Genomic DNA, 22,434 nt, shown 5'->3' with positions numbered 1-22,434 from the left:
GGAGTGTTTCAGAATCGATGCATGCTCGCCAAGGGGGCTACCTGCAATGTCCTGGCATGCAACGCAAGGAGTACCTGAACGGGCACTCGCGGTCGATCGCAGGAATTCCGACAAGGCGGCATCAGATGTATGCGGCACCGGATATCTGCGGCACCGGATATACGCGGTCAGCAGAGGGATCGATCACGCAGGGAAGATGAGATCCTCGGCATCACACATTGGGGCCGCCGCCGAAACGGCGGCAGATGTTGTTCTGCCTGGTATGGGATCTCCTTGGCGTGGGGCTGGGTCGGTGGTGTCGATGCGGAGGTCGCAACGGTCGCCCGGCGGGCTGATGATGAGCTCTCCGGCTCCACACCCCCCTCAGCGCCGCGCGAGGCGATCCCGTTACCGCCCCGCTTCGCGGCGTACCGGAACGGCCGGTCCGCGGCAGTGCTGGAGGGCGCCGGCGCCCGCAGTGGTGCAGGCGCAGGCCCGTCGTGTGCTCAGGAGCGCCGAACGGCCGGGCCCCTGAGCCGAACAACAGCGGCCTCAGAGGCGCCGCAGCCAGGCGGCGGCGCCATGGCCGATGCCGAGGTAGACCACCGCGGGAAGGGCGTAGTTGAAGAAGACGCGCAGCCCTTCGGTGTCCATGGTGAAGATGTCCTGCGACCAGCCGGCGAGCCAGTCGGCCATGCCGTGCACGAAGTCGACGAAGACGTTCGCCTGGTTCGCGTCGAGCAGATACAGCAGGATCCACAACCCGAGGAATATCGCGGCGATATCGCCGAGACTGTGAATGATCAATGCCGTCCGGTCCACCCCGAAACCCTTCCGGCTGCCGGCCCGGTTACCCTCCCGGCTACTCGCCCGGTTCCTGGGCACGTCGTACGGAGCGTCCGGAACACCCGCGTACGGCGCACCGGGCTCGGAATGATAAGGAGAAGGGGGATTGCCATTGCGCGGGGTGTACGCCCCGGCCATGGGCAAAGGGGCCGTGTCGCCGCTCTGTGGGGCGTTTGAACCGCCGCGGCGGGTAGGGTTTGCACTGGGATTGTATGGGGCATTTTGCGGCATGCCGTCGTTGGGGTAACTCATGGCCCGGCGCATTGCCCGCCCAGCGTTTCCGAAACCGTCTTCACCTCCATTTCACATTCATGCCTCAAACAGCCACTTCCGCTTAAGCGCGTGTCCGCGCCACCCGGGGAGGAAAGCTCTACTACCGCGAGGGCTGCAGGGGTCGACGTCGGCAGGCGCTCTCTCTCGGCCGGCGCAGTCCGGTCAGGCGCCGCGCCTCCGCCTCATCCCGGCATTCATGGCGACATGACCGGATGAGAGAACCGCCGCCAAGGAATGTGCACGGAAGCATCACATAGTCTGCGTGCCGCCTTATGCGGGGGCCGTTAGCGTGGCAGCCGCTCGATCCCACGTGCGAACTTGATCAAGGTCGCCGGTGCCCCGATGGCGCAGTCAACACAGAAAGATCGCAGATGGACTACTACGCGGGCACCTCACCCGTGAGCCTCGTACGGACAACGCCGGCGGCCGAGTCGGCATCACCGACGCGGGTGCACCTGATGAGAGTTGCACGCGTCGGCTGACGGCTTTGCTGTCACAGACGTCAGCAACCCTTCGCACTGACGGAAGCGCACCCCAATCCGTGCGCCCCGCCCCTCCGCGCCCGATCGGCCGAGAGGTACCCGAGGCATGCCGCGACAGGCGCGGCACGTCCGCGAAATGCACACCGTAAGAACGCAAGGAGGCCGAGTCCCGTGAGCACTCACTACGAAACCCGGCTTTACAGAATCGGCCGGTGGTGGGCCGTCGATGTTCCGGAACTCGCGATCCACACCCAGTGCCGCACGCTCGATGAGGCCGAGGACATGGCGCGCGACGCCATCGGTGAAGCGCTGGGCATACGGCCGGAGACGGTCGACTTGAGGCTGGTGGTTCCGGAGATCGCCGGACTGTTGGAGAGTGTGCTGGTGGCGCGCAGGGAGCGTGCCGCGGCCGAGGCCGCGGAGCGGACGGCACTCGCCGATGCCGCCCGCACACTGTCCGAGGACCTGCAGATGAGCCCGGGCGACGCCTGTCGGTTGCTCGGCGTGTCTCAGCAGGAGATGTCCCAGCTCAGCCGGGCCGCCCGAGCCTCCGCCGACGCGCGTCCACGGCTCCTTGGCCCGCCCAACAGCAGCGGGGCTGCGCACCCCAGGCAGCAACGGCCGACACCACCGCCCCGCCCCCGCTGGGCGGTGGCCGATGATGCCCGATCTCTGCACGGCGGTGCCTGAAGGTTGACCGACGGATGCCTGACACACGGCGAAGGCCCCGGTGCCGCCGGGCGGTGCGGGCCGCAGCATGAGGTCGATGTCAACGGTGGCTCAGCACGTTGATCACCCGGCCGTTGGGGTCGCGCACGAAGAACCGCCGCACACCCCACTCCTCGTCCTGCAAGGGGTGCACGATCTCCGCGCCGCTGTCCCGCACGACCGCATAGGTCGCATCCACGTCGTCCACCTCCACGCTCAGGTCCGGCGTGACCGGCGCGGTCTTGTCACTGGACATGAAGCTGACCTGTGCCGCCGGAGTGGACGGCGCGGCAAGCGTCATGATCCAGCCGAGGTTCATCACCTCCGCGAAGCCCAACAGGCCATAGAACTCCCGGTTTTCCTGCACTGCGTCCGACTGGAGGATGGGCATGACACGGCGAACGGCCATCGACGGCTCCAAGTAAGTAATGGTGTGTCAGGACACCCCCAGGACTACTACGGAACGCCCCCCGCCGCACGCACCTTCACAACAGACCCCCGCGCCTATCGGTGTCACGCCGTTCGGTCGGCGTAGCGCAGGAGTACGCCGACTCCCTCATGGAGGTTGACCTGTTCCTCCCGTACGAGGATCAGTTCCGCTCCGGTGCCCACCAGGGCGCGGTCGTGCGACGTCATGCGACCGGTGAACAAGCGGTCGAGCTGGCCCTCCAGCAGGGCCCGTCCGGTCTGGGGCGCAGGGCCTCCCCCTGCGGTGAGGATGCGGCCGTGCAGAGACGTGGGGAGCCGGCGAGCCAGGATGCCCCGGGCCCAGACATCCCCGGCGAGCACGAGCACCTCGGGAGCCGTTACGCCGGGCCAGGGCGTCCAGATGGTCGCCGAGCTGCTCCGCGGTGGGCAGCCATTCGCCGACCGGGATCTCCTCGTGAAGACGTCCCTGGGGCGCGACCTTCGCCTCGGGCCAGACCCCTGCCTCGGCATCTACGCGGACGGTGGCTTCGGCATCGGTGGAGTGGCGGCCTGTGTACTGGACACGCGCTGCCACGTACGGGATGCCTGGCGCGTGCTGCACGATCAGCGACATGGTGTCGGGCAGCCTGCCGAAGTGAGCGGTGTCCCGTGCGGGAGGGAGAGGCAGCTCATCCTCCCGCACGAGCTTCCCGTGCGCGGTGAACAATGCCTGGCCATGCGTGCCAGGCACCATGGCATCGTTGCCCACGGTGCTCGCCACCGCGGCCAGAGAGTCCGCATCCGCGCCTTCGGCGAGCAGGTCGTCGCGAACCAGTGATCGCCGTGCGCAAGGTGCCGGACTGTGGGCAAGGTACCGGCACCTCTGTACACAGCCCGACCAGACACTGGCGACTCCGGCCACCCGCAACTCTGGCGACTCCGGCCACCCGCGGCACGCCTTCCCTCCCGACCGGGACGATCGCATGCGTGCATTCCCAGTTCTGCCCACCGTTCGCCGGAGCGCGCGCATGCGGTCCCCGCTATGATGCGGCTCGGTTTTCTGGCCTGAGGGGGATTTCGTGTCGACTCGCATGCTGACGGCGCTTGCCGTGGGCTCTCTTGTACTCGTCGCGGGATGTTCGGGCGGCGGCGGTGACGCGAAGAGCGGCGCGCCGTCCACCAGCGCGACGTCGGCACCGACCGCCTCGCAGCCCAGGTACACCAAGTTCGCCGACTTCCCGGGCAAGGACTTCGTGACGACCGAACCGGGGATGCAGCTCGGCGTGCGGGTGAAGCCCGTGGACACCCGTTGGACACCCGAATTGGTAGGTAAGTCGGCCGACCCCGGCAAGCACTATGTCTCCGTCTATGTCGCCGTGACCGGGGAGCTTGCCGACCGCGGGGTGGAAAACGTGAAACTCAGCTACCTCCGGCTGAAGTTCAAGTCGACGGAGCGGCCGTGCGACTTCGGGGAGAGCGGCTACTGCTTCACCGAGGCGTACCCCAGCAGCGCGCTCGCTGACCTCGAGGACGTCCAGGAGGACGCAGGCAGCAAGTGGCGCAACTACAGCTGGAGCGAATCCTTCCTCGGCGACAACGTCGAGCGAGGCGCGACCAAGATCGGCGTGGTGGGGTTCAGCCTGCCGGACACGGAGAAGGCCACGTCGTTCGAGCTGTGCGGTCCCACGAAGCAGGCCGAGGTGGACACCGACAAGTTCCCCTGTGTCCCGATCAAGGCTCCTGACCGGACCTAGGGTGGCAGCGGCTGCGGGACGGGTGCGGACCCGCGCACACCTGGGTCATCGAGGTGGGCGGCGCGTTCGGCGGCTGCGTGGCGCTGCGCCAGATTGAGGACGCTCACTGGCCGGAGCGGTGCGACGCAGCGGCATGCCTGTCCGGTTGAACGTGGCCGGCCCATGGCTGCCTGGCAATTGGTCACATCACGTCGACCTCGGCAGAGAATGCATTCGTCCGTCACCTGGTCTTCCTGACACGATCCGGGGATGACCACGTTGTTCCTGACCGTCGGCCTGCCCGGGGCCGGAAAGACCACGAGGGCTCGGCAGCTCGCCAAGGAGCACCGCGCGCTGCGGCTGACGCCGGATGAGTGGATGATCCCGCTGTTCGGCGAGCCGGAGGCGGGCGGGAAGCGCGATGTGCTGGAAGGACGGCTGCTCTGGCTCGCCCTGGAGGCGCTGAGGCTGGGAACCAACGTGGTGCTGGATTTCGGATGTTGGTCTCGTGACGAGAGGTCCGCGATCCGCTGGTTGGTGGAGTCTGCGGGCGCGTCCTGTCGTCTTGTGTACGTACCGGTGGACCATGAGACCCAACGTGCTCGGATCGCCCATCGCCAGTCGGCCACCCCGGATCAGACCTTCGCCATGAGCGAGGCAGAACTCTCCCACTGGCGGACGCTGTTCGAGGAGCCCGACGCCGCGGAACTCGAGGGACGTGAGCTTGCAGATCCGCCTCCTGGATGGCCGGGATGGCCGGAGTGGGCCACCGATCGGTGGCCGTCGCTCGCGTGACTGCCCGGCCCAACCCGGCGCGGTACTGGTGCCCCGAGTCACCCAGGCCTCTCCGACTCGGGGCACCAGGGGTGGCCTTATGCCGCGTTCTCGTCCTCCGGTGCAGCCCACTCGACGAGCTGGACGACGATGCCGTTCGGATCGGTCAGCTGGAACAGTCGTTCACCCCAGGGTTCCTGACGCAACGGCATGGTGATGGGTGCGCCGGCCTCGCGCAGGCGCCGCTCCTCCGTCTCGATGCCGGTGACCGTGAGAGCGAGGATCAGGCCGGTGGCCAGCCGGTCCCGCTGCTCGGGCGGAAGCACCTCCGCGCCCCGGCGGAGCAGCACGATGTCGGCGGCGGCATCCCCGCGGGTCAGGGATGCGAATCCGTCGGCGGCCATGGCCACCTGGTAGCCGAGGTAGGTGCAGAGGAAGTCACGGGAGGCGTCCACGTCCGCGACGGTGAGGGACAGGGTGGAGGTGGTGACGTTCAAGCGGGACTCCTGGTGGGCGGTTCAGGCGGGAGACGGATCCAGGGCGGAGGGGCGGCGCCAGGCGGGCCTTTGCGTGCAGGTGAGGACGAGGCTGCCGCCCTCGAAGGCCCGGTGGTCGGCGAGCGTGAGGTGGTGCGGGGCGAACTCGGTGCGGAGGTGAGCTTGCGCATCCGGCTCCCCCCTGGGGAAAAATTTACTACGGACGTAACTTTACAATCGACGCACCCAACGGTCAAGGATATTTTTACGTCGAGGGTAAGATTGCCTTCATGGCCAACGCCCCGGGGCTCCGCGAGTCCAAGAAGCAGGAGACCAGGCAGCTGATCTCCGACTGCGCAACCACGCTCTTCATCGAGCGGGGCTTCGAGCAGACCACCATCACCGAGATCGCCACCGCAGCCCGTGTCGCCAAGAAGACGGTCACCAACTACTTCCCCCGCAAGGAAGACCTGGCCCTCGACCACCACGAGGCGTTCACCCAGGGTCTCGCCCGCACCGTCGCCGACCGCGAGCCCGACGAGACGCCGCTCGCGGCGCTGGCGCGGGCCCGCCGCGCCGCGCTCCTGGAGCACAGTCCGGTCATCGGCTTCACCGGTCCCGCGTTCGCGCGCATGGTCGCCGACAGCCCCACCCTCATCGCCCGCTTGCGCGAACTGCACGACCAGCGCGAGGAGGCACTCGCCGAGGCGCTGGCGACCGCCGCCCCCGGCTCCGACTCAGGCCCCGCCCAGGCCATCGCGCCTCGGGCCGCCGCCGCCCTGATCGCCGGGGCGGACCGCCTCCTGTTCCGGCGCATCCAGGAACTGACCCTGGCCGGCCGCACGGACGACGAGATCGAGGCGGCACTGATCCCGGAGGCCGACCACGTCGACGCCCTCCTGGCCGCCGCGCTCGAGGCGGCCTAGCAACCCCTCTTCAGCCCAGCCGGGGCCGAAGGCTGTGTGCAGCTTGGGGCCCACCGCCTCCCAGAGGGCGTCGAACGAAACGTCGGCCAGGAAGTCTGACGCCTGCCGCATCGTGTCCGGGGGCAGGTGAACGAAGGGCGGTTGCCTGTCGTCAGGGTGGTGGACGATGTCACCGCCGAAGATGGGCAGTTCCCAAACCCATCTCGCCCCTCGGGTAGCCCCCTGCCCGCCGCGTAGAGTTCGTGCACCGAACGGAAGTCCTTCTCGATGGACTCGGCGATCCCCGCCTGATACTCCGCCTGATGGACGTCCCAGTCCCAGGCAGCCCGCATGAACTCCTCAAGCCAGGCGTAATCGAGCCGGACCTCGGAGTCTGGGACGGCGCGCAAATGCATGTGGAAGCTCACGGCCCACCTTTCACGAGCGACCCGGCGTGCGCGGGCCGTCAACACCAGGAAACGTATCCCGGGGCACCGACACCGGGTGGGTGCCGCAACCCACGCCTCTGGAAGCGATCCTCGGCACCTGCCTGGCCGTCAGCGGTGTCGTGATGTGGTGGCACCGCCGCCCGACGGGCAAGGGCCTCGGTGCACCCCGGCGCGCGCAGGACGCCCGCGCCACCCGCGGCGTCGCGCTGATCATGCTGGTCCTCGGCGTGGTGATGCCCCTCGCCGGGATCTCCATGGCGCTCATCCTGGCGCTGGACTGGCTGGTGATCCGCCGCATCGCCCCGCTCCGCCGCTTCTTCGGCTGAGCAACAAGCCAGGGTGAGGAGCACGCGCCACCGACGCGGTGCGGGCTCCTCGTCCCGGTCCTCGTGGGATCAGTGCGACGAACCGGCGCCTGCCGGGCGTCGCACGGGCCGACCGCGTCGCGATGGCTGGTCCCCCCCGGCCGCTCTCCACCATGAGGACCAAGCGTGGCCGTTGGGCTCTGGGCTGACGGGGCGGCACGGTCTGGCCATCGGCGAGTCGCTGAGCGGCGGCTCGCGGCAGCGCTTCACTGGTTCCCGTAAGGCACTTGCCCGGGCGAGGAGCACAGCATGGTCAAGGCGGTTTCGCATCCGCTGTTCGCGCGCGTCTACCCGAAGATCAACGCCTATATGGAGGCGCACGGTTCGATCGAGCACCGTCGGGAGTTGCTCGCGGGGGTACGCGGCCGTGTGGTGGAGATCGGCGCGGGTACGGGCGCGAATTTCCGGCACTATCCGGCGGAGGTGGAGCAGGTCATTGCGGTGGAACCGGAGCCGAGGCTGCGTGCCCTCGCCGAGCGGGCTGCGGGAGACGCTGCCGTGCCCGTGGAGGTGCGGCCGGGCCGGGCGGAGCGGCTGCCGGTCGAGGACGGCAGCGTCGATGTGGCCGTGGTGTCGCTCGTCCTGTGCACGATCGAGGATGTCCGTGGCGCGCTCACGGAGGCTGCGCGGGTCCTCAGACCGACCGGTGAGCTGCGGTTCTACGAACATGTCCGATCGCAGAACGCCCGCGCCTTCCGGTGGCAGCAGCTGTTGAACCCGCTGTGGCGACGGCTGGGCGGCGGATGCCACCTCACCCGGGACACCGAGCGCGCCATCGCGGAGGCCGGATTCGCCGTCGAGAAGGTACGGCACTTCGACTTCCGGCCCGAGGGGCGGCCCAATCCGGCCTCACCCTCGATCATCGGGATCGCCCGGCCGCCGACTGCCGGTGCGCGATAGCGGCCGACGGGAGCGGTGAGGGACGGGGCGGGGCAAGGCGGGGCGGCATCTCGCCGTAGCGGTCGCTGTTCCGCGTCATGTGGCAGGCCGCGGCTCGGGATGGGGTGGGTGGGTGGGTGAGTCGGGTGTGGTGCCTGGCTTAGCATGGCGCGCATGGTGCGCCGCTTGCCGTTGTCGCTCCGGACGTGGTCCGGTGCGTTGCTGGTGTGCGCGCTCTTCGTATGCCTGTCGGGGATGACGCGTCCCTTGACGGCGATGCCGGAACCGATGGAGATGGCCTCCCCGGCTGCCGAGGCCGCCATGGCTGCCGGACACCCCGCCCCCGCCCCGGCTCCGGCCGTGCACGGCTCGCCGGACCATGCCCCGGACTGCCCCATGGTCGACCAGCGGTGCGGGACATTGAAGGCCACCCTCGCCCAGGACGGGCCGACGGGGCAGGTCCCGGTTCCGGCGAACGCGTCAGACGCGATGACGTGTTCCCCAGCACTGCTGGTGGCACGGCCCCATGCCCCGCCGCACATGGCTCCTCCTGATCTACAGCGGTTGTGCGTGTCACGGACGTGATGGTGCCCCGCCCGTAAGGCAGTTGCCTCGCGGGACGCCACGTTCCTCACGTCCGCCTCGGCACGCCCGGATTCCATGTGTGCGCGTGCCGTCGTTGCAGAACAGGAGTAACGACGCATGCCGTCGTCCGTCGCTTTGTTGATCACCGGTGCAAGCACCGGTCTGCTCGCCGGTGGTGCTTCATGTGCCGCCGTTCAAGGGGGGTTGCTGGCCGGCGCCGTCACCCGCCGCCGCACCTCCGTCCCCGACTCGTCCCCCGTCTCGAAGTCGCTTCCCCGGTTCTCCGGCTCTACGCGCCTCGTGCAAGGGGCCGCACCGCTGGCGCCCGTGGGGGCGTTCCTGGCCGGGAAGCTGGTATCCCACACCGCGCTCGGCGCTCTGCTGGGCGCCTTCGGTGATGCGCTGCAGCCCGGTCCCCGTACCCAGGCGGTGCTGTTGTTGGCTGCCGGGGTGCTCATGGTGTTGTTCTCGCTGGATCTGTTCGGGGTCAAGGCGGTGGGCAGGCTGGTGCCCCGGCCGCCGGCTTCGTTCGGCCGGTTCATGCGACGCAGCGCCAAGACTGATGCGGTCGTCACGCCTGCGCTGATCGGTTTTGCCACTGTGCTGGTGCCGTGCGGGGTGACGCTGTCGATGGAGTTGCTCGCCGTCACCTCCGGCTCTTCGGTGGCCGGGGCCGCGGTGATGGCCGGGTTCGTGCTGGGCACCGCGCCGCTGTTCGCGGTCATCGGCTACGCCTTCCGCCGCAGTGCCAGGGCGCTCTCCGGTCGGCTGGCCTCGCTTACCGGTGTGGTGGTGCTGAGCATTGCCGTGTGGACGATGGCCTCGGCACTGCAGGCGGGTGGCTGGGGCTCCTTCGACGGCCCGGACAGGCAGACGGCCGCGGCGAGTTCCCCGTTCACCATCGAGGGCGGTGATCAGGGAGGCTCTGGAGCCGAGGAGGTGTCGGATCCCGGTGCTCCGGTGCGTACCGACGCGTCCGGCAGGCAGATCGTCACCGTGACTGTGACGGATTTCTACACGCCGTCTCAGTTCACCGCGAAGGCAGGTGTGCCCACCACGTTGGTGCTGCATGGCCAGGGCGCGAATGGCTGCGCCCGCGCCTTCACCCTTCCCGAGCTCGGTGTCCGGGAAATCGTCGAGCAGAACGGTGACACGAAGATCGACCTGGGCAGGCGGAAGCCCGGGACTCTCCGATTCTCCTGCGCCATGGGCATGAAGACGGGCGCCATCAACTTCTCCTGACAAGCTCAGGAACGGACCGGAAGGAAGCCAGAAATGAAGCTTTTCCACCGTAGGAACAAGGCCGAGGCCGAGGCCGAGGCCGTCGGCCCGCAGGTGGAACTCCTCGTTGAGGGCATGCACTGCAACAGCTGCGGTCTGCTGATCGACGACGAGCTGGAGGAGCTGGCCGGAGTGCGCTCGGCGACCACGGATGTCCGCGCCGGGCGCAGCGTCGTCCGGTTGGAGGAGGGTGCCGACGTCGATCCTGCCGTGCTCGTTGCAGCGGTGGAGGCGGCGGGCGACTACACGGCACGCACCGCGGGCTGACGCGTTCATCGCCGTACCGGCGGACCGGCCGGGAGATTCCCGGCCGGCCCGCCCCGCTGCACCGGGCCCGCCCCGTTGCACTGGGCGCGGTCCGGTGCACTGGGCGAAGTGCCATGCGGGCGCACCGAATCGGCGTCAGCGCACCAACCTCCGGAGCGTTGCCTGCCACATCTCGTACCACAGCACGCCCTGCACAACCCCCAGGGCCCGCGATCGGCAGGCGTCGTCCGTGATCTCCGGCAGTGCCTCCTCGATCCCGGGCAGCAGATCCTGCGCGAACCCGGATCCCGGGTGGAAGTCGAGGTACCTGCTCCTGCGGGTGGCCGGCTCCACGGCGAACATCTGCGCATGGCGGTGCCGGGTGGCCGCGTCCGTCGATTCGAGCAGTTCCCGCGCGTGGTCGGCGGTCACCTCCCGCAGTCCGCATGCGGCCGTCCGGTCGCCGTCGTGCCCGTGGGCGAGGCAGCGGGCGCGCAGGGTGTCCGCGAGCAGTGCGGCCGGTTCGGCGGCCAGTGCCTCCTGTACGTACGCGTCGAAGTGGTGCGCCGCCCCGGCAACGACGAAGGGCTCCACATGGAGCAGCAGGTCCTGGAGAGCGAACAGCGCGTCCGCGCCGCCCTCCCGCACGCGCCGCGCACGCTCGTCGAGGATCCCGGTCATCAGTGCCCGCAGTGGTTCCAGCGCGGCCACCCGCTTCGTGACCTTCGGGAACGGCGTCAGGCAGTGCCGTGTGACGGTGTATCCCAGGCTCCCCCGTACGGCGCCGGTCAGTTCGGCGCGGATCGGCTCCCGGAACGCGGGGTCGGCCAGTACGGATTCGACACCGTCGGTCCCCCGCCGCTGTATCCACTGCAGGGCGAAGACGCCCTGTTCGTCCGCCGGCTCACCGAGCGGCATTCCCACCCGCTTCATCAGGGCGAGCACCCCGAGGTCGACACCGACGCCCCAGAAGTCACCCCCCAGTGCATCGGTCTCCAGCCCGAGCAGTAGCGCACGGGTCTCGCCCGCCTCGCGCATCCGTGCCGCGATCGACGCCACCACCGGCTCCAGGCCGGCGACGGGCTGCCGTAGCCCCGCGTACTGCCGGAGGAACAGCGTCAGCCAGGCGTTCGCGTCCTTCGCCGACCCGGCGGAGACGGGCTCCGTCTCCCCGGTGAGCCGCTCGAGCAGGCCGACGCGTGCCATCAGGGCGAGCCATGCCTCGGCGGCCCTGGTCTTCGCCGCGGCCGAGGAGCCCTGGGGCTGCGGCAGGTGGGTCCTCAGGTGTCCGGCCGTGTCGGGGTGCTCCACCAGGTCCCGTTCCAGAGGCGCCGCCCATGCCTCCCACACGGGCGCCGTTGCCTTCTGCAGTCCGCCGTTGCGCAGCAGCAGGTGGAAGATCTCGGTGTGGGTGTCGTCGGCGGCCGGCGGACCGTCGGTTCCCGCCGCCAGCTCGTCGGCGAAGGACGCGGGAATGTCACGTTGCCGGTAGTGGGTGACCCCGTCCCGCACGACGGACGTGGGGGTCTCGCTTTCCCTGCGGCACCATTCGAGGACGAGCCGGCGATAGCTCTCGTACGCTTCGCTCGCCGACGAGCGCGCGGCGAGGTCGCCCCGGTACTGCCTGAGCGCCTTCTCGTCGACGACGCCGAGCACGCGGAACTCCGAGACGAGCTCCCGCAGCACACTCTCGTCGATGCCGCCCAGCCGCTTCTCGGCGGCCCGCGCCTCGGTGTAGAGCGGCCTGGCCATCGCGACACTGCCCGCTGCGGCCACGATCCGCGCGCCCTCGTCCAGGGCGTACGGCAGGAGTTCGGGGTGAGGTGCGGTCAGCTTCTTCAGGCTCGTCCGGAGCTGGGTCGCGGCCCGGCCCGGCTTCGTCCCGGCCGCCTTCGCGCAGGCGCGCAGCGGAGCGAGCAGCCCCATCGCCTGCCGTGCCAACTCCGGGTGCACCCGGCAGACCCGGGACAGGAAGTCCAGCGGACGTACCGGCGTCCTGCCGACCGGCGCGGCCTCGCCCGCGTCCGGCTCCAGGCCCAGCGCCCGCGCCACCGCGTCCTGCGCCTCGACCGCCCGCGCCACGACCAGCCGTACGAAACACCCGCCGTCCTCCAGCAACGGCGATCCGTAGCGGCGCGCGGTCAGCAGCTCCTCGTCCGGACCGGCGGGGTCGCCCGCCAACACCGCGCCCGCGTCGAGGAGCTGACGTGCGTCGGCCGGCTGCCGCGGCTTCGGTGGGCCGGCCTCCGGTGCGCCCGCCGCGGCGTACTCCGCGCACGCGACGAGAAAGGACTGGTACCCGCAGGCCGAGTCGGCCGGCATGGTCCCTGACGAGCGCCCCGCAGCGGCCTCCCGCTCGTCGTAGAGGGCTGCCATCGCTCTGATCCCCTCGGACCAGACGGCCCGGGGCACCGCGTCGTACGTCCCCAGCCCCTGCCGCCCCCGGCCGTCGGTGAACCAGAAGTCATGCACGGTCACCGGCGCGGCAGGTCCCTGGTAGCGCAGATCGGCCACCATGCCGTACGCACGTCCCTGATGGCCGAAGGTGAAACCGGCACGCTCCCCGCCGATACGTCCGCCGAAGCGCGTCACCACATGCTCGAAGCGGGCACCGGACTCGTACGCGGCGCCGTGGAAGACCGTGAGCCCCTCCCGCGTGCTCCGCGCCCCCGGCGCCGGCGAGCAGTCCGGCCGGACGTACACCGAGCGGTTCAGCTGCTCGATCCCCTGCTCCCCGCCCAGCGGATCCAGCAGCTTCCGCCAGCGCTGCAGCAGCCCGGTGCCGCGCGGGTCGAGGAGCACCGGATGCGGGATCACGATGATGGCGTCGTCCAGCTCGCGTTCCCCGTCGAGTCCCGTCACCGTCAGGGCACCGCCCGGCCCCGGTGCGACACCCGTGAGCACCCCGGCGCGCCGTACATCCGGCTCGCCCGCCCCGTCCCCCGCACCGCCGCACGGCGCGATCACCGCGTACCGCAGAGCGCGTTGCCAGTACGGGTCGGGCCACACCTGCCGTATCAACGCGGCGGGCACCGGCAGGGTTTGCGTCATCCACCGTTCGACACTCGTCAGCGCCTGGGCGGCATGGTCGCCGATCCATTCCGCCAGAGCGGTCAGCTCCCGCACCAGCGGCTCGGCCTTGAGCACAGGCGGCACCTTCTTCAGCTCGCGCCCCGCCGCGGTGCGGCAGCGGAGCACCGGCTTCGGCCCGGCCCAGGGATCGAGTGTCAGCTCATAGTCCCCGGCAGCCCTCCATGCAGTGGTCGAACTCATCGTGTGTACCCCCGTGGTGCATCGGTGCCCGCACTTCCCCGAGCAGGCCATCTCAAGGTACTAGCAGCCACTGACATCGCTCTCCGCAGACCGCGAACACCCTCGTCACGGCCGGAGGTCGGCCGCCTCCGACTCCAGCGCCGGTACGGCGAACACGGCCCGGCCTCCCCACCGGGTTCAGCCAGGAGACGCGGACGGGGACCGCGGGCTCAGGTCTGGCCTACGCCCGGATCCAGCGGGACGCGACACCATGGTCAGGGACGGCCACTCCGCCGCCCCGCGCCCCTTCGTCCCAGGGCTCGAGGCCTCCGGCCACATCGTCGCGGTCGCGGCGGGTATCGACGCACGCCGTGTCGGCAAGGCCGTCACCGCACTGACCACCTCAGGCGCCTACGCCGAGGTGGTCCTGGCACCCGCCACGCTGGACAGCATCCCTCGCCCACGTCATCTCGCCGCAGGCACACCGCGAAGCCGGTCCGCGCCAGTGCGGCCACGGCGGCAGCCGGCCCGGTTCAGTTGCACGCGGTGAGTTCTTCGATGCGGGTGGCGAAGTCGGCGTCGGGCAGGGGTAGTTCCACATCGTCGACGAAGCCGAGGGCGTGCGGCACGTAGGCGATCACCGCGGTGGCGGCGGCAGAAAAGTGCGTATGGTCCTCTCGCAGGAATTCCAGGATCCGCAGGGCCGCCATCAGATCCCGCCGGTCTGCCCATTCGGGAGTGCGGGGGAAGTGGGCCTCGAACCCCGCCTGGTCGTACCAGAGCCGCGCCTGGCCCGTCTCGCCCAGGGCCATGTGGTGCAGATACAGGCAGCAGGCGGCGCCGGTGTCGTCCGCGCCGGCGGCGAACTGCCACCAGAACTGGGCGCTGTCCACGCGATCCGCCAGATGCAGGACACAGCCCAGCACCCGCGCACCCTCTGGTTCCAGGATCCGCCGGGACAGGAACGTGCCGAGCTTGTGCAGGTCTTTGGCCACCACGGTTTCGCACAGGGTGCGCAGGTGCCGGTGATGGACCCGGCGCGGCAGTCCGGCCCGCTCCGGGGTCCGTACGGCTGCGGTGCGGGCGGGTTCCATCTGGTCGTCGAAGGTCAGCGCGCCGTGCCACATCCGCTGGGTGATCCGCGCGGTGAGCCGGGCCTCGGCCGCCTCGGTGGCGGTGTAGGGCCGGCGAGGCAGGCGGGCCTTGGCGAGCGCCCGGTCGACAGCTTCGCTCATCACTTCTCCTCCCGCTCGGTGCGGTTGTCGGTGTCCAGGATTTCGCGCAGGCGGTGGCGGGCGTAGCGGGCGGTGGAGCGGACGCCGGCCTGGCTGACGCCGAGGATGTCGGCGGCCTCGCCGACGCTGTAGCCCAGGCAGTAGAGCAGGACGATCGTGTCGTGCTGGCGCTCGGGCAGCGCGCGGATGGCCGCGTAGATGTGCAGGCCCTCTTCGAGTTCGCCGATCTTGTCGACGGCGTCCCGCAGCGCGGCGGTCTCGAAGGCCGCGGTGTCGATGAGGACGGGGCGTTTGCCGCGGGCGCGGGCACAGTCGATGGTGCGGTGCTTGACTATGCCTCAGGCGTAGGCGTTGGGGTTCTCCTTGGCCAGGACGTCGGACCAGTCCAGGAAGAGTTGCTCAAAGGCCTGGTCGACGGCTTCTTCGGCGTCGGCACGATTGCTCAGGTAGAGCTCCGCCCAGTGGACGTAGGCTCCGCGGTAGAGCTGGTGGAAGGCCCGGAAGTCGGCGGGCAGCTCGGTCATGGGGAGCGTTGCGCTGCGGCGGGTCACTGCTCACCTCCGCCGGCCTCGCGCCTGCCACGCAGCTCGGACATGCCCATCAGCACGCTTGCTGCGGCCAGACGGCGCAGGACCGTCAGAGCGTCACGCCCGAAGACCCTCACTGCCATTGCGGCCGTCAGCAGGTCTTCTACGAGATGAAGCTTCACGGAGTCGGGAATCCCCTCCGATGGTTGGTGAGACGCGTTCCTCCCACTGCGTCCCGAGGACGCCTTGTGCATCCTCTGCCCTCTATAGCGATTCCCGGGGCCGGATCGTGCATCAGGTGAGCGGAGAATCTTACGTTCGATTAACGAGCTGTCAGCTTCCTTTGTTCAAGGCGGGATTGCCCGAACGCTCACCCACCTCCATGCTGCCGATCTCGAACGCCATGGGGTGTCTGACCAGCCCCTCTGTCCCGCGCCGCAACTCCGCTTTGGTCGGCGTTGACCTGTGCGGAACCTCCGGGAGGACCGGACTTCGGTGTTTTTCCGGGACGACCCAGGGGCCTTACGAGGCTGCTACATCCCGCGCCGCGCCGGTCTGCCACCCGAGATCGAGGTCCCCCTGTCGGCGACGCGAGGAGGCGCGGCAGGTCAGCCGCGCGGAAGATCTTCGGTGGGCTGGTCCGCGGCCCTGTCGTCGTCCTGGGAGTCGGCGGCAGCGATCCGGCGCGGCAGTCTCGCGGCAACGAGGATCGTCACCAAGGTGAGAGCGGCGGCGACGCCGAAGGCCAGCTTCATCCCGCTCAGCTGGGCGGGCACGGCGGCGACGCCGTCGGCCACCAGGTGACCGGTGCGCGCGGTCATCACGGTCACCACCAGCGCGGTCCCGAACGCCGCGGCGACCTGCTGCAAGGTCCCGAGCATCGAGCTGCCGTGCGAGTACAGGTGCGGGGGAAGCGCGCCCATGCCCAGCGTGAAGACGGGGGTGAACGTCGCCGCCAGGCTCACCATCAGCAGCGCGTGCAGTCCCAGCACCTGCCAGTACGGCATCGTCATCGAGACCTGGGTGAAACCGCCGAGGGCGAGCACCATGCCGATCGAGCCGGGCAGCACCAGCGGCCGACTGCCGAACCGGTCAAACACCTTTCCCACGGTCGGCCCAAGCAGTCCCATGGCCAGACCGCCCGGCATGACCAGCAGGCCGGTCTCCAGCGGGCTGAGCCCGCGCATGTTCTGCAGGTACAGCGGCAGCAGGATCATCGATCCGAGCATCGCCAGGAACCCGATGGATATGAGGGCCAAGGAAAGGCCGAAGGTGCGGTGCCCGAGGGTGCGCAGGTCCATCAGGGGCACGCCGCTACGTTGCAGCTTGAGCTGGCGGATCACGAAAACCGCGATGGCCGCGATGCCGGTGACGACGATGCCGATGCCGAGCCCGATCCCGCCGTCGGTTTCGCCGAGGAGGCTCAGGCCGTACACCAGGCCGCCGAAGCCGAGCGCCGCCACGGAGACGCTGAGCCAGTCGATGGAGCTCACCTGCGGCTCGCTGATGTTTTCCACCTTGCGCAGCCCGAGCACGGTCACCAGAGCCGCGATCGGCAGGACGACCACGAACAGCAGGCGCCAGGAGCCGACCTGCAGGATCAGTCCGGACACGGCAGGCCCGAGCGCGGGCGCCACCGAGATCGCCAGGGTGACGTTGCCCATCACCCGGCCGCGGTCATGTTCAGGCACCACGATCATCAACGTGGTCATCAGCAGGGGCATCATCACGGCTGTGCCTGCGGCCTGCACGATCCGGCCCAGCAGCAGTACCTCGAAGGACGGCGCGACGGCCGACAGAGCGGTACCCGCGAGGAACACGCCCATCGCGATGGCGTAAGCCTGGCGGGTGGTGACCCGCTGCAGGAACCAGCCGGTGATCGGAATCACGGCGGCCATGGTCAGCATGAACGCGGTGGACACCCACTGTGCCGACTGCTCGGTGATGCGCAACGAGTCCATCAACCGCGGGATGGCGTTGATCAAGATCGTCTCGTTGAGAATCACCACGAACGTGGCCAGCACCAGCAGCCGCACCACGGTCGGTATGCGGCCCGTCTTCACGGCCGGTCGTTCTTGGATCGCAGTTGGCATGGCAGCACCTCGCTGGGGTTCCTGGTCACAGTCGCCTCGCAGCCAAGGGCTGTCGGCACGAACGTGGGTGGTGATAGCGGTACAGACCGGCAGGCATGGCAAAACTCATCGGTCGGCCCGAGTGTTCCGCATTGTCGCGCCGATCTCACTCGAATTTTCGCCTGCTCACGAAGGTATCCGCCGCCTGTCGAAAGGACCTCCAGGCCCGCACAGACCACCAGCCACTCCCCCTACGCCAACGGCAGGAGCTCCCCGTCACCCCATCACCCCGTCACGCCGTACGGATTCGCCTCGTCCCCATTCAGTGCAAGCACTGGCACCGCCGTCACCATCAGCGGAACCTACGGATCTCCCAGCTACAGACTGCCTAAAAGTAGATCCGAAACTGTCGCCAGTAATTGGCTGAAATGCAATGCCCCCCTGCCGTCTCTTCATGGGGCAGCCGGGTCGCGGCGCGCTCGACGTGCGTCCGTTCAGGTGACGGCCGACCCTGGACGCAGGGGCCGGCGGAGCGGCTCCCCGCTCACGTCCCCGGCCCAGGGCATGACCCCGGACCGAACCGGAAGGTGAACGTCACTATGAAGACACCCCCGATCGTTTCGCCACAGGAGTGGGAGGCCGCGCGCCAGGAGCTGCTCGCGGAGGAGAAGCAGTTGACCCGCGCCCGCGACGCGCTGGCCGCCAAGCGTCGCCGGATGCCGTGGCAGGCGGTGGAGAAGCAGTACGCGTTCGACGGCCCCGAGGGCAAGGCGAGCCTGCTCGACCTGTTCGACGGGCGTCGTCAGCTGATCGTCTACCGTGCCTTCTTCCAGCCGGACGTGTTCGGCTGGCCCGATCACGCTTGCCGCGGCTGCTCCATGGTCGCCGACCACGTCGGCCACCTCGCCCATCTGAACGCCCGCGACACCACGCTCGCCTTTGCCTCGCCCGCGCCCCAGACGGACATCGAACGCCTCAAGGCGCGGATGGGCTGGACGATGCCCTGGTACACCATCACCGACGACTTCGACACCGACTTCGGTGTGGATGAATGGCACGGCACGAACGCGTTCATCCGCGATGGCGACCGCGTGTTCCGCACCTACTTCATCAACGCCCGCGGCGACGAGCCGTTGGGGAACACCTGGAGCTACCTCGACATGACCGCGCTCGGACGGCAGGAGACATGGGAGGACTCGCCCGAGGGCTACCCCCAAACCCCGCCGTACGAATGGTGGAACTGGCACGACGCGTACGGCGACTCCGCCAGACCGGCCCCGGAATGGCTGGCCCAAACCCGCCGCGGCGCGAGGCCCCCGACGACGACATAACCGCACCTGGCACTGTGGGGGTGCCAAGACCGAGTAGGAGCTTGACCGGCTTCGGCGGAGCCGACGACGTCGAGTCGCGGACGATGCACGACCTTGCCGTCGGACGCGGGACGCGCGATGCCGGACGCGGGACGCGACGGCCCAAGCCGCTTACAGAAACATGGAGTTGTAGCCATACGTGAGGTATCGACCGCGCCCCTCGAACAGTTCCTCAGGGTCCTCGTCCGGACCGATCTCACGCTCGACCGCAACGGCGTCCTTCCACCGCTTTCCGCGCTCGTCCCGCCGGACGAAGACGCCCCTGCCCTCCGGCAGCAGTGGCTGTGTCAGCTCGGGAAGCGCAAGGCGTGCCCAGTCGATCGTCACTTCGATGTCGTCGGGGCGCTCTGCCGCTGTCTCCGCAAACGCGTGGACGAGAAAGTATTCCACCCACTCGCGCCTGTCCTCGAGCTCGCACTCGCTCTGTTCCTCCTCGTACTCGCGCCACTCCTCCTCGTATTCGCTCCCCGGCTCGGGGACTCCTCCTCGAGGCTCTCCCTTCTCCTGAAAGCTCATGGTGGTCAGTCCGGACACTGTGACCTGAAGGAACGGGTAAAGGTCCTCCTCCACGGCCAGCTTGCCCTCCACGTACGCCCTCACCATGAAGTCGTCGCGTGAGTCGGCCCAGTTGCCGAGCCGGATGTAGTCGATGGCGGCCTGCTTGATCTCTGAGAGGCTGTTGCTGACCTCGATGTCCTCCCACCCACCTCCACCCTGGTGGAACGACCCTTCAAACACGTAAAAGCTGTACATACCGTCTCCCCGTAACTGTGCACGTCACCCTCACCGACCCGGCGCAGGCCGCCCGGCAGGTGCCCTGAACCGAGGCGGCTTGTCTACCAGATCGCGCTGTCACGTCAGGGACAAGAATCGTTAGGGCCTGGGCCGTCCTTGCCGACCGACCTCGCATCTGCTGCGGGAAGGACCGTGAGAGTGGGATCAGTTGACATTCCTGCGGCCGACGCGGGTTCAAAACCACACATTCCGAGGTCGTTTTCTCCCCAGGGGTGCATTGCCCTGCATTTTTCATCTGGCTGCCGCGATGAGACCGACTCTCGGCCCTGAGTCCTACTTCCACTGACGGATGTGGTGCAGCGCCTGAAGCCATAACCTCGCGCCATGACGTCAGTTGATTCTCGTCTCCGCGGGCCCCGCAGCCCAGAGCAGCGCAAGCACGAGGCGCTGGAACGGCTCACGCGGGACAACGATGTATGGGTCGCCACGGCCGACGCCACCGGCGAGCCGTGCCTCGTTCCGCTTGCCTTCTGGTGGGACGGCGAGACTGTGTGGCTGTCCACCCGCGTCACCAACCCGACCGGGCGCAACCTGTCTGCCACGGGAAAGGTCCGCCTTTGCTTCGGCCATACCCGGGACGTGGTCTTGGTCCACGGCACCGCGCGCATGCTGACCCGCGAGGAACTCCCCGTTGAGGTGGGCGATGCCTTCGCGGCCAAGGACGGCTGGGATCCTCGGGAGGATCATCCCTCTTACGTCTTCTTCCAGGTCATCCCAGAGGTTCTGCAGGCGTGGGGAACCGTTCCCGAGATGAACGGACGGACCCTGATGCGTGAGGGGACGTGGCTGGTCTAAGGCATGTCCCGAACGGCACTGAGCCACTCGTTGATGGCCGCGACGAGGACCGTCGTCTCATAGCGGACCGCGAGCCAGTCGTACGGCGTTGCCACGGCGCGGTGTCGCCTGAGGTGGTTGAGGCCGTGTGCTCACTCCACCAGAATTGACTACGCCCCGTTGCCGCGTGGCGCGACGCGACAGATGAAGTGCGTCGAGGGCGGGTACCCGCACCGCTCACTCGACTCCGACCAGGCGCAGCACCGCGGTGGCCACGGCCGCGGCCAGCACCACAGCCAGGAACGGCGCTTTGCGCCAGGCGAGGACACCCGCCACCGCGACCCCGAACGGCCGGGCAATACCGGCGGCCCCGTGCCCTTCCGTGAGGGCGGTCGTGGCCACCAGTGAGGCCAGCAGCACGATCGCGGACGTCTCCATCAACCGCTCGGCGCGCGGTGGGAAGGTCAGACGGGAGCGCAACAGCGGGCCCGCGAGCCGGAAGCCGTATGTCCCCGCGGCGAGCACGAGCATCGCGACGATGAGAGTGCCCGGGCTGTGCATCGGAGAGTTCATCGCACAGCCTCCTTCCGCGCCGTGGTGAGCGACAGTCCGGCCAATGCGAGGAGTACGGGAAGACCGGCGGGCAGAAAGGGGACGGCGGCGAGCGCGAGGGCCGAACCAGCCAGGGCGGCGCGCCGCTTGTCCCTGTCCCCGCGCAGCGCCGGGAGGATCAGGGCCAGGAGGACGGCCGGGAACATCGCGTCGAGACCGAAGGCGCCGGTGTCGTGGATGACGGTGCCGGCCAGACCGCCGATCGCGGCTCCGGCCGGCCAGCAGACCATGATGCCCAGGCCGCAGGCCCAGTACGCGGCGCGCCCCCGGGCGGTGTCCTTCTGGGCCAGGGCGAAGACGACCGTCTCGTCATTCATCAGGTGGGTACCGAGGAAGCGCCACGCGCCGCGTCCGAGGACGTCGGGCACCGCGAGCCCGAACGGCAGATGCCTGGCATTGACCAGGAGTCCGGCGAGGACCGCGGCCACCGGGCTGCCGCCGGCCGCGATGATCCCGATGAACAGGAACTCCGACGACGCGGCGACCACGAGCAGGCCCAGTACCACCGGGAACCAAACGGGGAAGCCGGAGGCCACTGCGATCGCGCCGTACGAGAGACCGATCACGCCCACGGCCAGGCACACGAGCGCGATGTCGCGCAACAACGGCCGATCGAGCGTTCTCCATAACGAATACATGACCGATAGAATGAACACCCTGGACGGTGTTCGTCAAGGCGAACGAATGACTTCTGGAGCGAACGCATGGCCCAAGCAGGCAGCACATCGAAGCCCCCTATGAACTCCATCGCCGCCACCCTGCGCCGGGGCCGCCAGGCCGCAGGGCTCTCCCTGACCGAGCTCGCACATCGAGCAGGCATCGCAAAATCCACCCTGTCCCAGCTGGAGGCCGGGCAGGGAAATCCCAGCCTGGAGACACTGTGGGCGTTGTGCACGGCCCTTGAGCTGCCCTTCTCCCGGCTTCTCGATCCGCCCCGGCCCCGGGTCCAGGTGATCAGAGCGGACGAGGGCCAGGCGGTCGCCTCAGCCCAGGCCGACTATCGCGCCACCCTGCTCTCCGCCTGCCCACCCGGCGCCCGCCGCGACCTCTACCGCATCGACGCCGAACCAGGCACGCCACACACCTCAGCCCCGCACGCACCCGGAGTCGTCGAGCACGTCCTGCTCACCGCCGGCCGGGCCCTGGTCGGCCCGGCCGACGACCCCGTGGAACTGAGCCCGGGTGATTACGCGGCCTATCCGGGCGACCAGGCACACGTCTTCGAGGCGCGGGAACCGGCGACCCAGGCCATCCTCGCCTCCGAGTACCTCTGACGCACCATCAGCTCCGCATCCTCAGGCCGCCGTCCATGCTCGACGCACTGGATGCCCAGTCCGCAGAAACCGCTCGACCTGGGCTGCGGGCCGGGCCGCACCCGTCCCACTCATCACAGACATCGAGAGACCCC

General features: G+C 69.1%; 26 protein-coding genes and 1 pseudogene. 14 read left to right on the top strand and 13 right to left on the bottom strand.

The genetic code is table 11. The features are described from left to right. Positions 1–531 precede the first annotated feature (531 nt). Positions 532–963 carry a hypothetical protein gene (locus ADL29_RS07750; RefSeq protein ID WP_425424210.1) on the bottom strand — a complete coding sequence of 144 codons (432 nt, stop codon included), beginning with the start codon at positions 961–963 and terminating at the stop codon, positions 532–534. Between the two features lie 788 nt (positions 964–1,751). Between ADL29_RS07750 and ADL29_RS07745 the strand changes: the two genes are divergently transcribed. Then, the gene (locus tag ADL29_RS07745; RefSeq protein WP_053922975.1) at positions 1,752–2,270 is read left to right on the top strand and encodes a type II toxin-antitoxin system HicB family antitoxin; all 519 of its coding nucleotides are present in this window, start codon (positions 1,752–1,754) and stop codon (positions 2,268–2,270) included. Positions 2,271–2,349: 79 nt separating this feature from the next. On the opposite strand, the gene ADL29_RS07740 is transcribed toward ADL29_RS07745, so the two are convergent. Further along, a complete protein-coding gene (locus ADL29_RS07740; RefSeq protein ID WP_053922974.1) occupies positions 2,350–2,697 on the bottom strand; it encodes a VOC family protein in 348 nt (115 codons plus the stop codon). A gap of 104 nt (positions 2,698–2,801) precedes the next feature. After that, positions 2,802–3,227, bottom strand: coding sequence for a baeRF2 domain-containing protein (locus ADL29_RS45975; RefSeq protein ID WP_281181790.1), 426 nt, complete (start codon positions 3,225–3,227; stop codon positions 2,802–2,804). On the opposite strand from ADL29_RS45975, the gene ADL29_RS07730 reads away from it, so the two are divergent. The 4 genes and pseudogenes from ADL29_RS07730 to ADL29_RS07720 all read left to right on the top strand — a co-directional run bounded on the left by ADL29_RS07730 (position 3,118) and on the right by ADL29_RS07720 (position 5,224). After that, a complete protein-coding gene (locus ADL29_RS07730) occupies positions 3,118–3,534 on the top strand; it encodes a hypothetical protein (RefSeq protein WP_053922972.1) in 417 nt (138 codons plus the stop codon). The genes ADL29_RS45975 and ADL29_RS07730 overlap by 110 nt on opposite strands. Before the next feature lie 241 nt (positions 3,535–3,775). Beyond that, positions 3,776–4,450, top strand: a complete 675-nt coding sequence (locus ADL29_RS07725; RefSeq protein ID WP_157878419.1) for a hypothetical protein — start codon at positions 3,776–3,778, stop codon at positions 4,448–4,450. Positions 4,451–4,455: 5 nt separating this feature from the next. After that, a pseudogene (locus ADL29_RS44975) lies at positions 4,456–4,596 on the top strand (GNAT family N-acetyltransferase); the annotation flags it as partial. Positions 4,597–4,699: 103 nt separating this feature from the next. Continuing rightward, entirely contained in the window at positions 4,700–5,224 is a 525-nt protein-coding gene (locus tag ADL29_RS07720; RefSeq protein WP_053922970.1) for a P-loop nucleotide/nucleoside kinase family protein, read from the top strand. 77 nt (positions 5,225–5,301) lie between these two features. On the opposite strand, the gene ADL29_RS07715 is transcribed toward ADL29_RS07720, so the two are convergent. After that, entirely contained in the window at positions 5,302–5,700 is a 399-nt protein-coding gene (locus tag ADL29_RS07715) for a VOC family protein (RefSeq protein WP_053922969.1), read from the bottom strand. 269 nt (positions 5,701–5,969) lie between these two features. On the opposite strand from ADL29_RS07715, the gene ADL29_RS07710 reads away from it, so the two are divergent. The 5 genes from ADL29_RS07710 to ADL29_RS07685 all read left to right on the top strand — a co-directional run bounded on the left by ADL29_RS07710 (position 5,970) and on the right by ADL29_RS07685 (position 10,410). After that, entirely contained in the window at positions 5,970–6,605 is a 636-nt protein-coding gene (locus tag ADL29_RS07710; RefSeq protein ID WP_053922968.1) for a TetR/AcrR family transcriptional regulator, read from the top strand. Positions 6,606–7,092: 487 nt separating this feature from the next. Further along, positions 7,093–7,359: a hypothetical protein gene (locus ADL29_RS07705; protein WP_053922967.1), complete on the top strand. Its 267-nt coding sequence runs from the start codon at positions 7,093–7,095 to the stop codon at positions 7,357–7,359. A 288-nt stretch (positions 7,360–7,647) separates the two neighbouring features. Further along, positions 7,648–8,298 carry a class I SAM-dependent methyltransferase gene (locus ADL29_RS07700; protein ID WP_053922966.1) on the top strand — a complete coding sequence of 217 codons (651 nt, stop codon included), beginning with the start codon at positions 7,648–7,650 and terminating at the stop codon, positions 8,296–8,298. A gap of 681 nt (positions 8,299–8,979) precedes the next feature. Continuing rightward, positions 8,980–10,104: an urease accessory protein UreH domain-containing protein gene (locus tag ADL29_RS07690; protein ID WP_053922964.1), complete on the top strand. Its 1,125-nt coding sequence runs from the start codon at positions 8,980–8,982 to the stop codon at positions 10,102–10,104. 33 nt (positions 10,105–10,137) lie between these two features. Continuing rightward, complete coding sequence (locus ADL29_RS07685; protein ID WP_245689214.1) at positions 10,138–10,410, top strand: heavy-metal-associated domain-containing protein; 273 nt, start codon at positions 10,138–10,140, stop codon at positions 10,408–10,410. Positions 10,411–10,545: 135 nt separating this feature from the next. On the opposite strand, the gene ADL29_RS07680 is transcribed toward ADL29_RS07685, so the two are convergent. Further along, positions 10,546–13,662 (bottom strand): DUF4132 domain-containing protein, encoded by a 3,117-nt coding sequence (locus ADL29_RS07680; protein ID WP_169795202.1) that lies wholly within the window; start codon positions 13,660–13,662, stop codon positions 10,546–10,548. A gap of 250 nt (positions 13,663–13,912) precedes the next feature. On the opposite strand from ADL29_RS07680, the gene ADL29_RS46495 reads away from it, so the two are divergent. Further along, on the top strand, positions 13,913–14,191 hold the full coding sequence (locus ADL29_RS46495; RefSeq protein WP_053922962.1) for an alcohol dehydrogenase catalytic domain-containing protein: 279 nt from the start codon (positions 13,913–13,915) through the stop codon (positions 14,189–14,191). Here the strand turns inward: ADL29_RS46495 and ADL29_RS07670 are convergent. From ADL29_RS07670 to ADL29_RS07660, 5 genes are all read right to left on the bottom strand, one after another. Further along, positions 14,175–14,876 (bottom strand): hypothetical protein, encoded by a 702-nt coding sequence (locus ADL29_RS07670; RefSeq protein WP_053922961.1) that lies wholly within the window; start codon positions 14,874–14,876, stop codon positions 14,175–14,177. The two genes, ADL29_RS46495 and ADL29_RS07670, sit on opposite strands and share 17 nt — an antisense overlap. Further along, on the bottom strand, positions 14,876–15,124 hold the full coding sequence (locus tag ADL29_RS46220) for an RNA polymerase sigma factor (RefSeq protein ID WP_342671146.1): 249 nt from the start codon (positions 15,122–15,124) through the stop codon (positions 14,876–14,878). The genes ADL29_RS07670 and ADL29_RS46220 overlap by 1 nt, the downstream gene beginning before the upstream one ends. Positions 15,125–15,214: 90 nt before the next feature. Continuing rightward, on the bottom strand, positions 15,215–15,427 hold the full coding sequence (locus tag ADL29_RS46215; protein ID WP_342671144.1) for a hypothetical protein: 213 nt from the start codon (positions 15,425–15,427) through the stop codon (positions 15,215–15,217). Beyond that, positions 15,424–15,585 carry a hypothetical protein gene (locus ADL29_RS43360; RefSeq protein WP_157878418.1) on the bottom strand — a complete coding sequence of 54 codons (162 nt, stop codon included), beginning with the start codon at positions 15,583–15,585 and terminating at the stop codon, positions 15,424–15,426. The genes ADL29_RS46215 and ADL29_RS43360 overlap by 4 nt, the downstream gene beginning before the upstream one ends. A 426-nt stretch (positions 15,586–16,011) precedes the next feature. Beyond that, positions 16,012–17,442, bottom strand: coding sequence for an MDR family MFS transporter (locus tag ADL29_RS07660; protein ID WP_245689213.1), 1,431 nt, complete (start codon positions 17,440–17,442; stop codon positions 16,012–16,014). A 632-nt stretch (positions 17,443–18,074) separates the two neighbouring features. On the opposite strand from ADL29_RS07660, the gene ADL29_RS07655 reads away from it, so the two are divergent. Beyond that, positions 18,075–18,806 carry a DUF899 domain-containing protein gene (locus ADL29_RS07655; protein ID WP_053922959.1) on the top strand — a complete coding sequence of 244 codons (732 nt, stop codon included), beginning with the start codon at positions 18,075–18,077 and terminating at the stop codon, positions 18,804–18,806. A gap of 150 nt (positions 18,807–18,956) precedes the next feature. Here the strand turns inward: ADL29_RS07655 and ADL29_RS07650 are convergent, their stop codons facing one another. Further along, complete coding sequence (locus ADL29_RS07650) at positions 18,957–19,598, bottom strand: hypothetical protein (RefSeq protein ID WP_053922958.1); 642 nt, start codon at positions 19,596–19,598, stop codon at positions 18,957–18,959. Positions 19,599–19,964: 366 nt separating this feature from the next. Here ADL29_RS07650 and ADL29_RS07645 point away from each other — a divergent pair, with 366 nt between their 5' ends. Then, positions 19,965–20,435, top strand: a complete 471-nt coding sequence (locus ADL29_RS07645) for a pyridoxamine 5'-phosphate oxidase family protein (protein WP_053922957.1) — start codon at positions 19,965–19,967, stop codon at positions 20,433–20,435. A 216-nt stretch (positions 20,436–20,651) separates the two neighbouring features. On the opposite strand, the gene ADL29_RS07640 is transcribed toward ADL29_RS07645, so the two are convergent. Beyond that, on the bottom strand, positions 20,652–20,987 hold the full coding sequence (locus ADL29_RS07640) for an AzlD domain-containing protein (RefSeq protein ID WP_053922956.1): 336 nt from the start codon (positions 20,985–20,987) through the stop codon (positions 20,652–20,654). Beyond that, on the bottom strand, positions 20,984–21,664 hold the full coding sequence (locus ADL29_RS07635; protein ID WP_053922955.1) for an AzlC family ABC transporter permease: 681 nt from the start codon (positions 21,662–21,664) through the stop codon (positions 20,984–20,986). The genes ADL29_RS07640 and ADL29_RS07635 overlap by 4 nt, the downstream gene beginning before the upstream one ends. Positions 21,665–21,730: 66 nt before the next feature. On the opposite strand from ADL29_RS07635, the gene ADL29_RS07630 reads away from it, so the two are divergent. Further along, positions 21,731–22,300 (top strand): helix-turn-helix domain-containing protein, encoded by a 570-nt coding sequence (locus ADL29_RS07630; RefSeq protein ID WP_053922954.1) that lies wholly within the window; start codon positions 21,731–21,733, stop codon positions 22,298–22,300. Positions 22,301–22,434 lie beyond the last annotated feature (134 nt).

The organism is Streptomyces chattanoogensis (assembly GCF_001294335.1).
Lineage (GTDB): Bacteria > Actinomycetota > Actinomycetes > Streptomycetales > Streptomycetaceae > Streptomyces > Streptomyces chattanoogensis.
The sequence above is the reverse complement of the archived record's forward strand: the minus strand, read 5'-3'. Positions and strand labels throughout refer to the sequence as shown.

Bases quoted from the DNA above. Each gene is read 5' to 3' on its own strand.
- ADL29_RS07750 (WP_425424210.1), bottom strand. From the start codon at position 963: ATGGCCGGGGCGTACACCCCGCGCAATGGCAATCCCCCTTCTCCTTAT.
- ADL29_RS07740 (WP_053922974.1), bottom strand. From the start codon at position 2,697: ATGGCCGTTCGCCGTGTCATGCCCATCCTCCAGTCGGACGCAGTGCAG.
- ADL29_RS07730 (WP_053922972.1), top strand. From the start codon at position 3,118: ATGGTCGCCGAGCTGCTCCGCGGTGGGCAGCCATTCGCCGACCGGGAT.
- ADL29_RS45975 (WP_281181790.1), bottom strand. From the start codon at position 3,227: ATGCCGAGGCAGGGGTCTGGCCCGAGGCGAAGGTCGCGCCCCAGGGAC.
- ADL29_RS07720 (WP_053922970.1), top strand. From the start codon at position 4,700: ATGACCACGTTGTTCCTGACCGTCGGCCTGCCCGGGGCCGGAAAGACC.
- ADL29_RS07710 (WP_053922968.1), top strand. From the start codon at position 5,970: ATGGCCAACGCCCCGGGGCTCCGCGAGTCCAAGAAGCAGGAGACCAGG.
- ADL29_RS07700 (WP_053922966.1), top strand. From the start codon at position 7,648: ATGGTCAAGGCGGTTTCGCATCCGCTGTTCGCGCGCGTCTACCCGAAG.
- ADL29_RS07690 (WP_053922964.1), top strand. From the start codon at position 8,980: ATGCCGTCGTCCGTCGCTTTGTTGATCACCGGTGCAAGCACCGGTCTG.
- ADL29_RS07685 (WP_245689214.1), top strand. From the start codon at position 10,138: ATGAAGCTTTTCCACCGTAGGAACAAGGCCGAGGCCGAGGCCGAGGCC.
- ADL29_RS07680 (WP_169795202.1), bottom strand. From the start codon at position 13,662: ATGAGTTCGACCACTGCATGGAGGGCTGCCGGGGACTATGAGCTGACA.
- ADL29_RS46495 (WP_053922962.1), top strand. From the start codon at position 13,913: ATGGTCAGGGACGGCCACTCCGCCGCCCCGCGCCCCTTCGTCCCAGGG.
- ADL29_RS07670 (WP_053922961.1), bottom strand. From the start codon at position 14,876: ATGAGCGAAGCTGTCGACCGGGCGCTCGCCAAGGCCCGCCTGCCTCGC.
- ADL29_RS07655 (WP_053922959.1), top strand. From the start codon at position 18,075: ATGAAGACACCCCCGATCGTTTCGCCACAGGAGTGGGAGGCCGCGCGC.
- ADL29_RS07650 (WP_053922958.1), bottom strand. From the start codon at position 19,598: ATGTACAGCTTTTACGTGTTTGAAGGGTCGTTCCACCAGGGTGGAGGT.
- ADL29_RS07645 (WP_053922957.1), top strand. From the start codon at position 19,965: ATGACGTCAGTTGATTCTCGTCTCCGCGGGCCCCGCAGCCCAGAGCAG.
- ADL29_RS07640 (WP_053922956.1), bottom strand. From the start codon at position 20,987: ATGAACTCTCCGATGCACAGCCCGGGCACTCTCATCGTCGCGATGCTC.
- ADL29_RS07635 (WP_053922955.1), bottom strand. From the start codon at position 21,664: ATGTATTCGTTATGGAGAACGCTCGATCGGCCGTTGTTGCGCGACATC.
- ADL29_RS07630 (WP_053922954.1), top strand. From the start codon at position 21,731: ATGGCCCAAGCAGGCAGCACATCGAAGCCCCCTATGAACTCCATCGCC.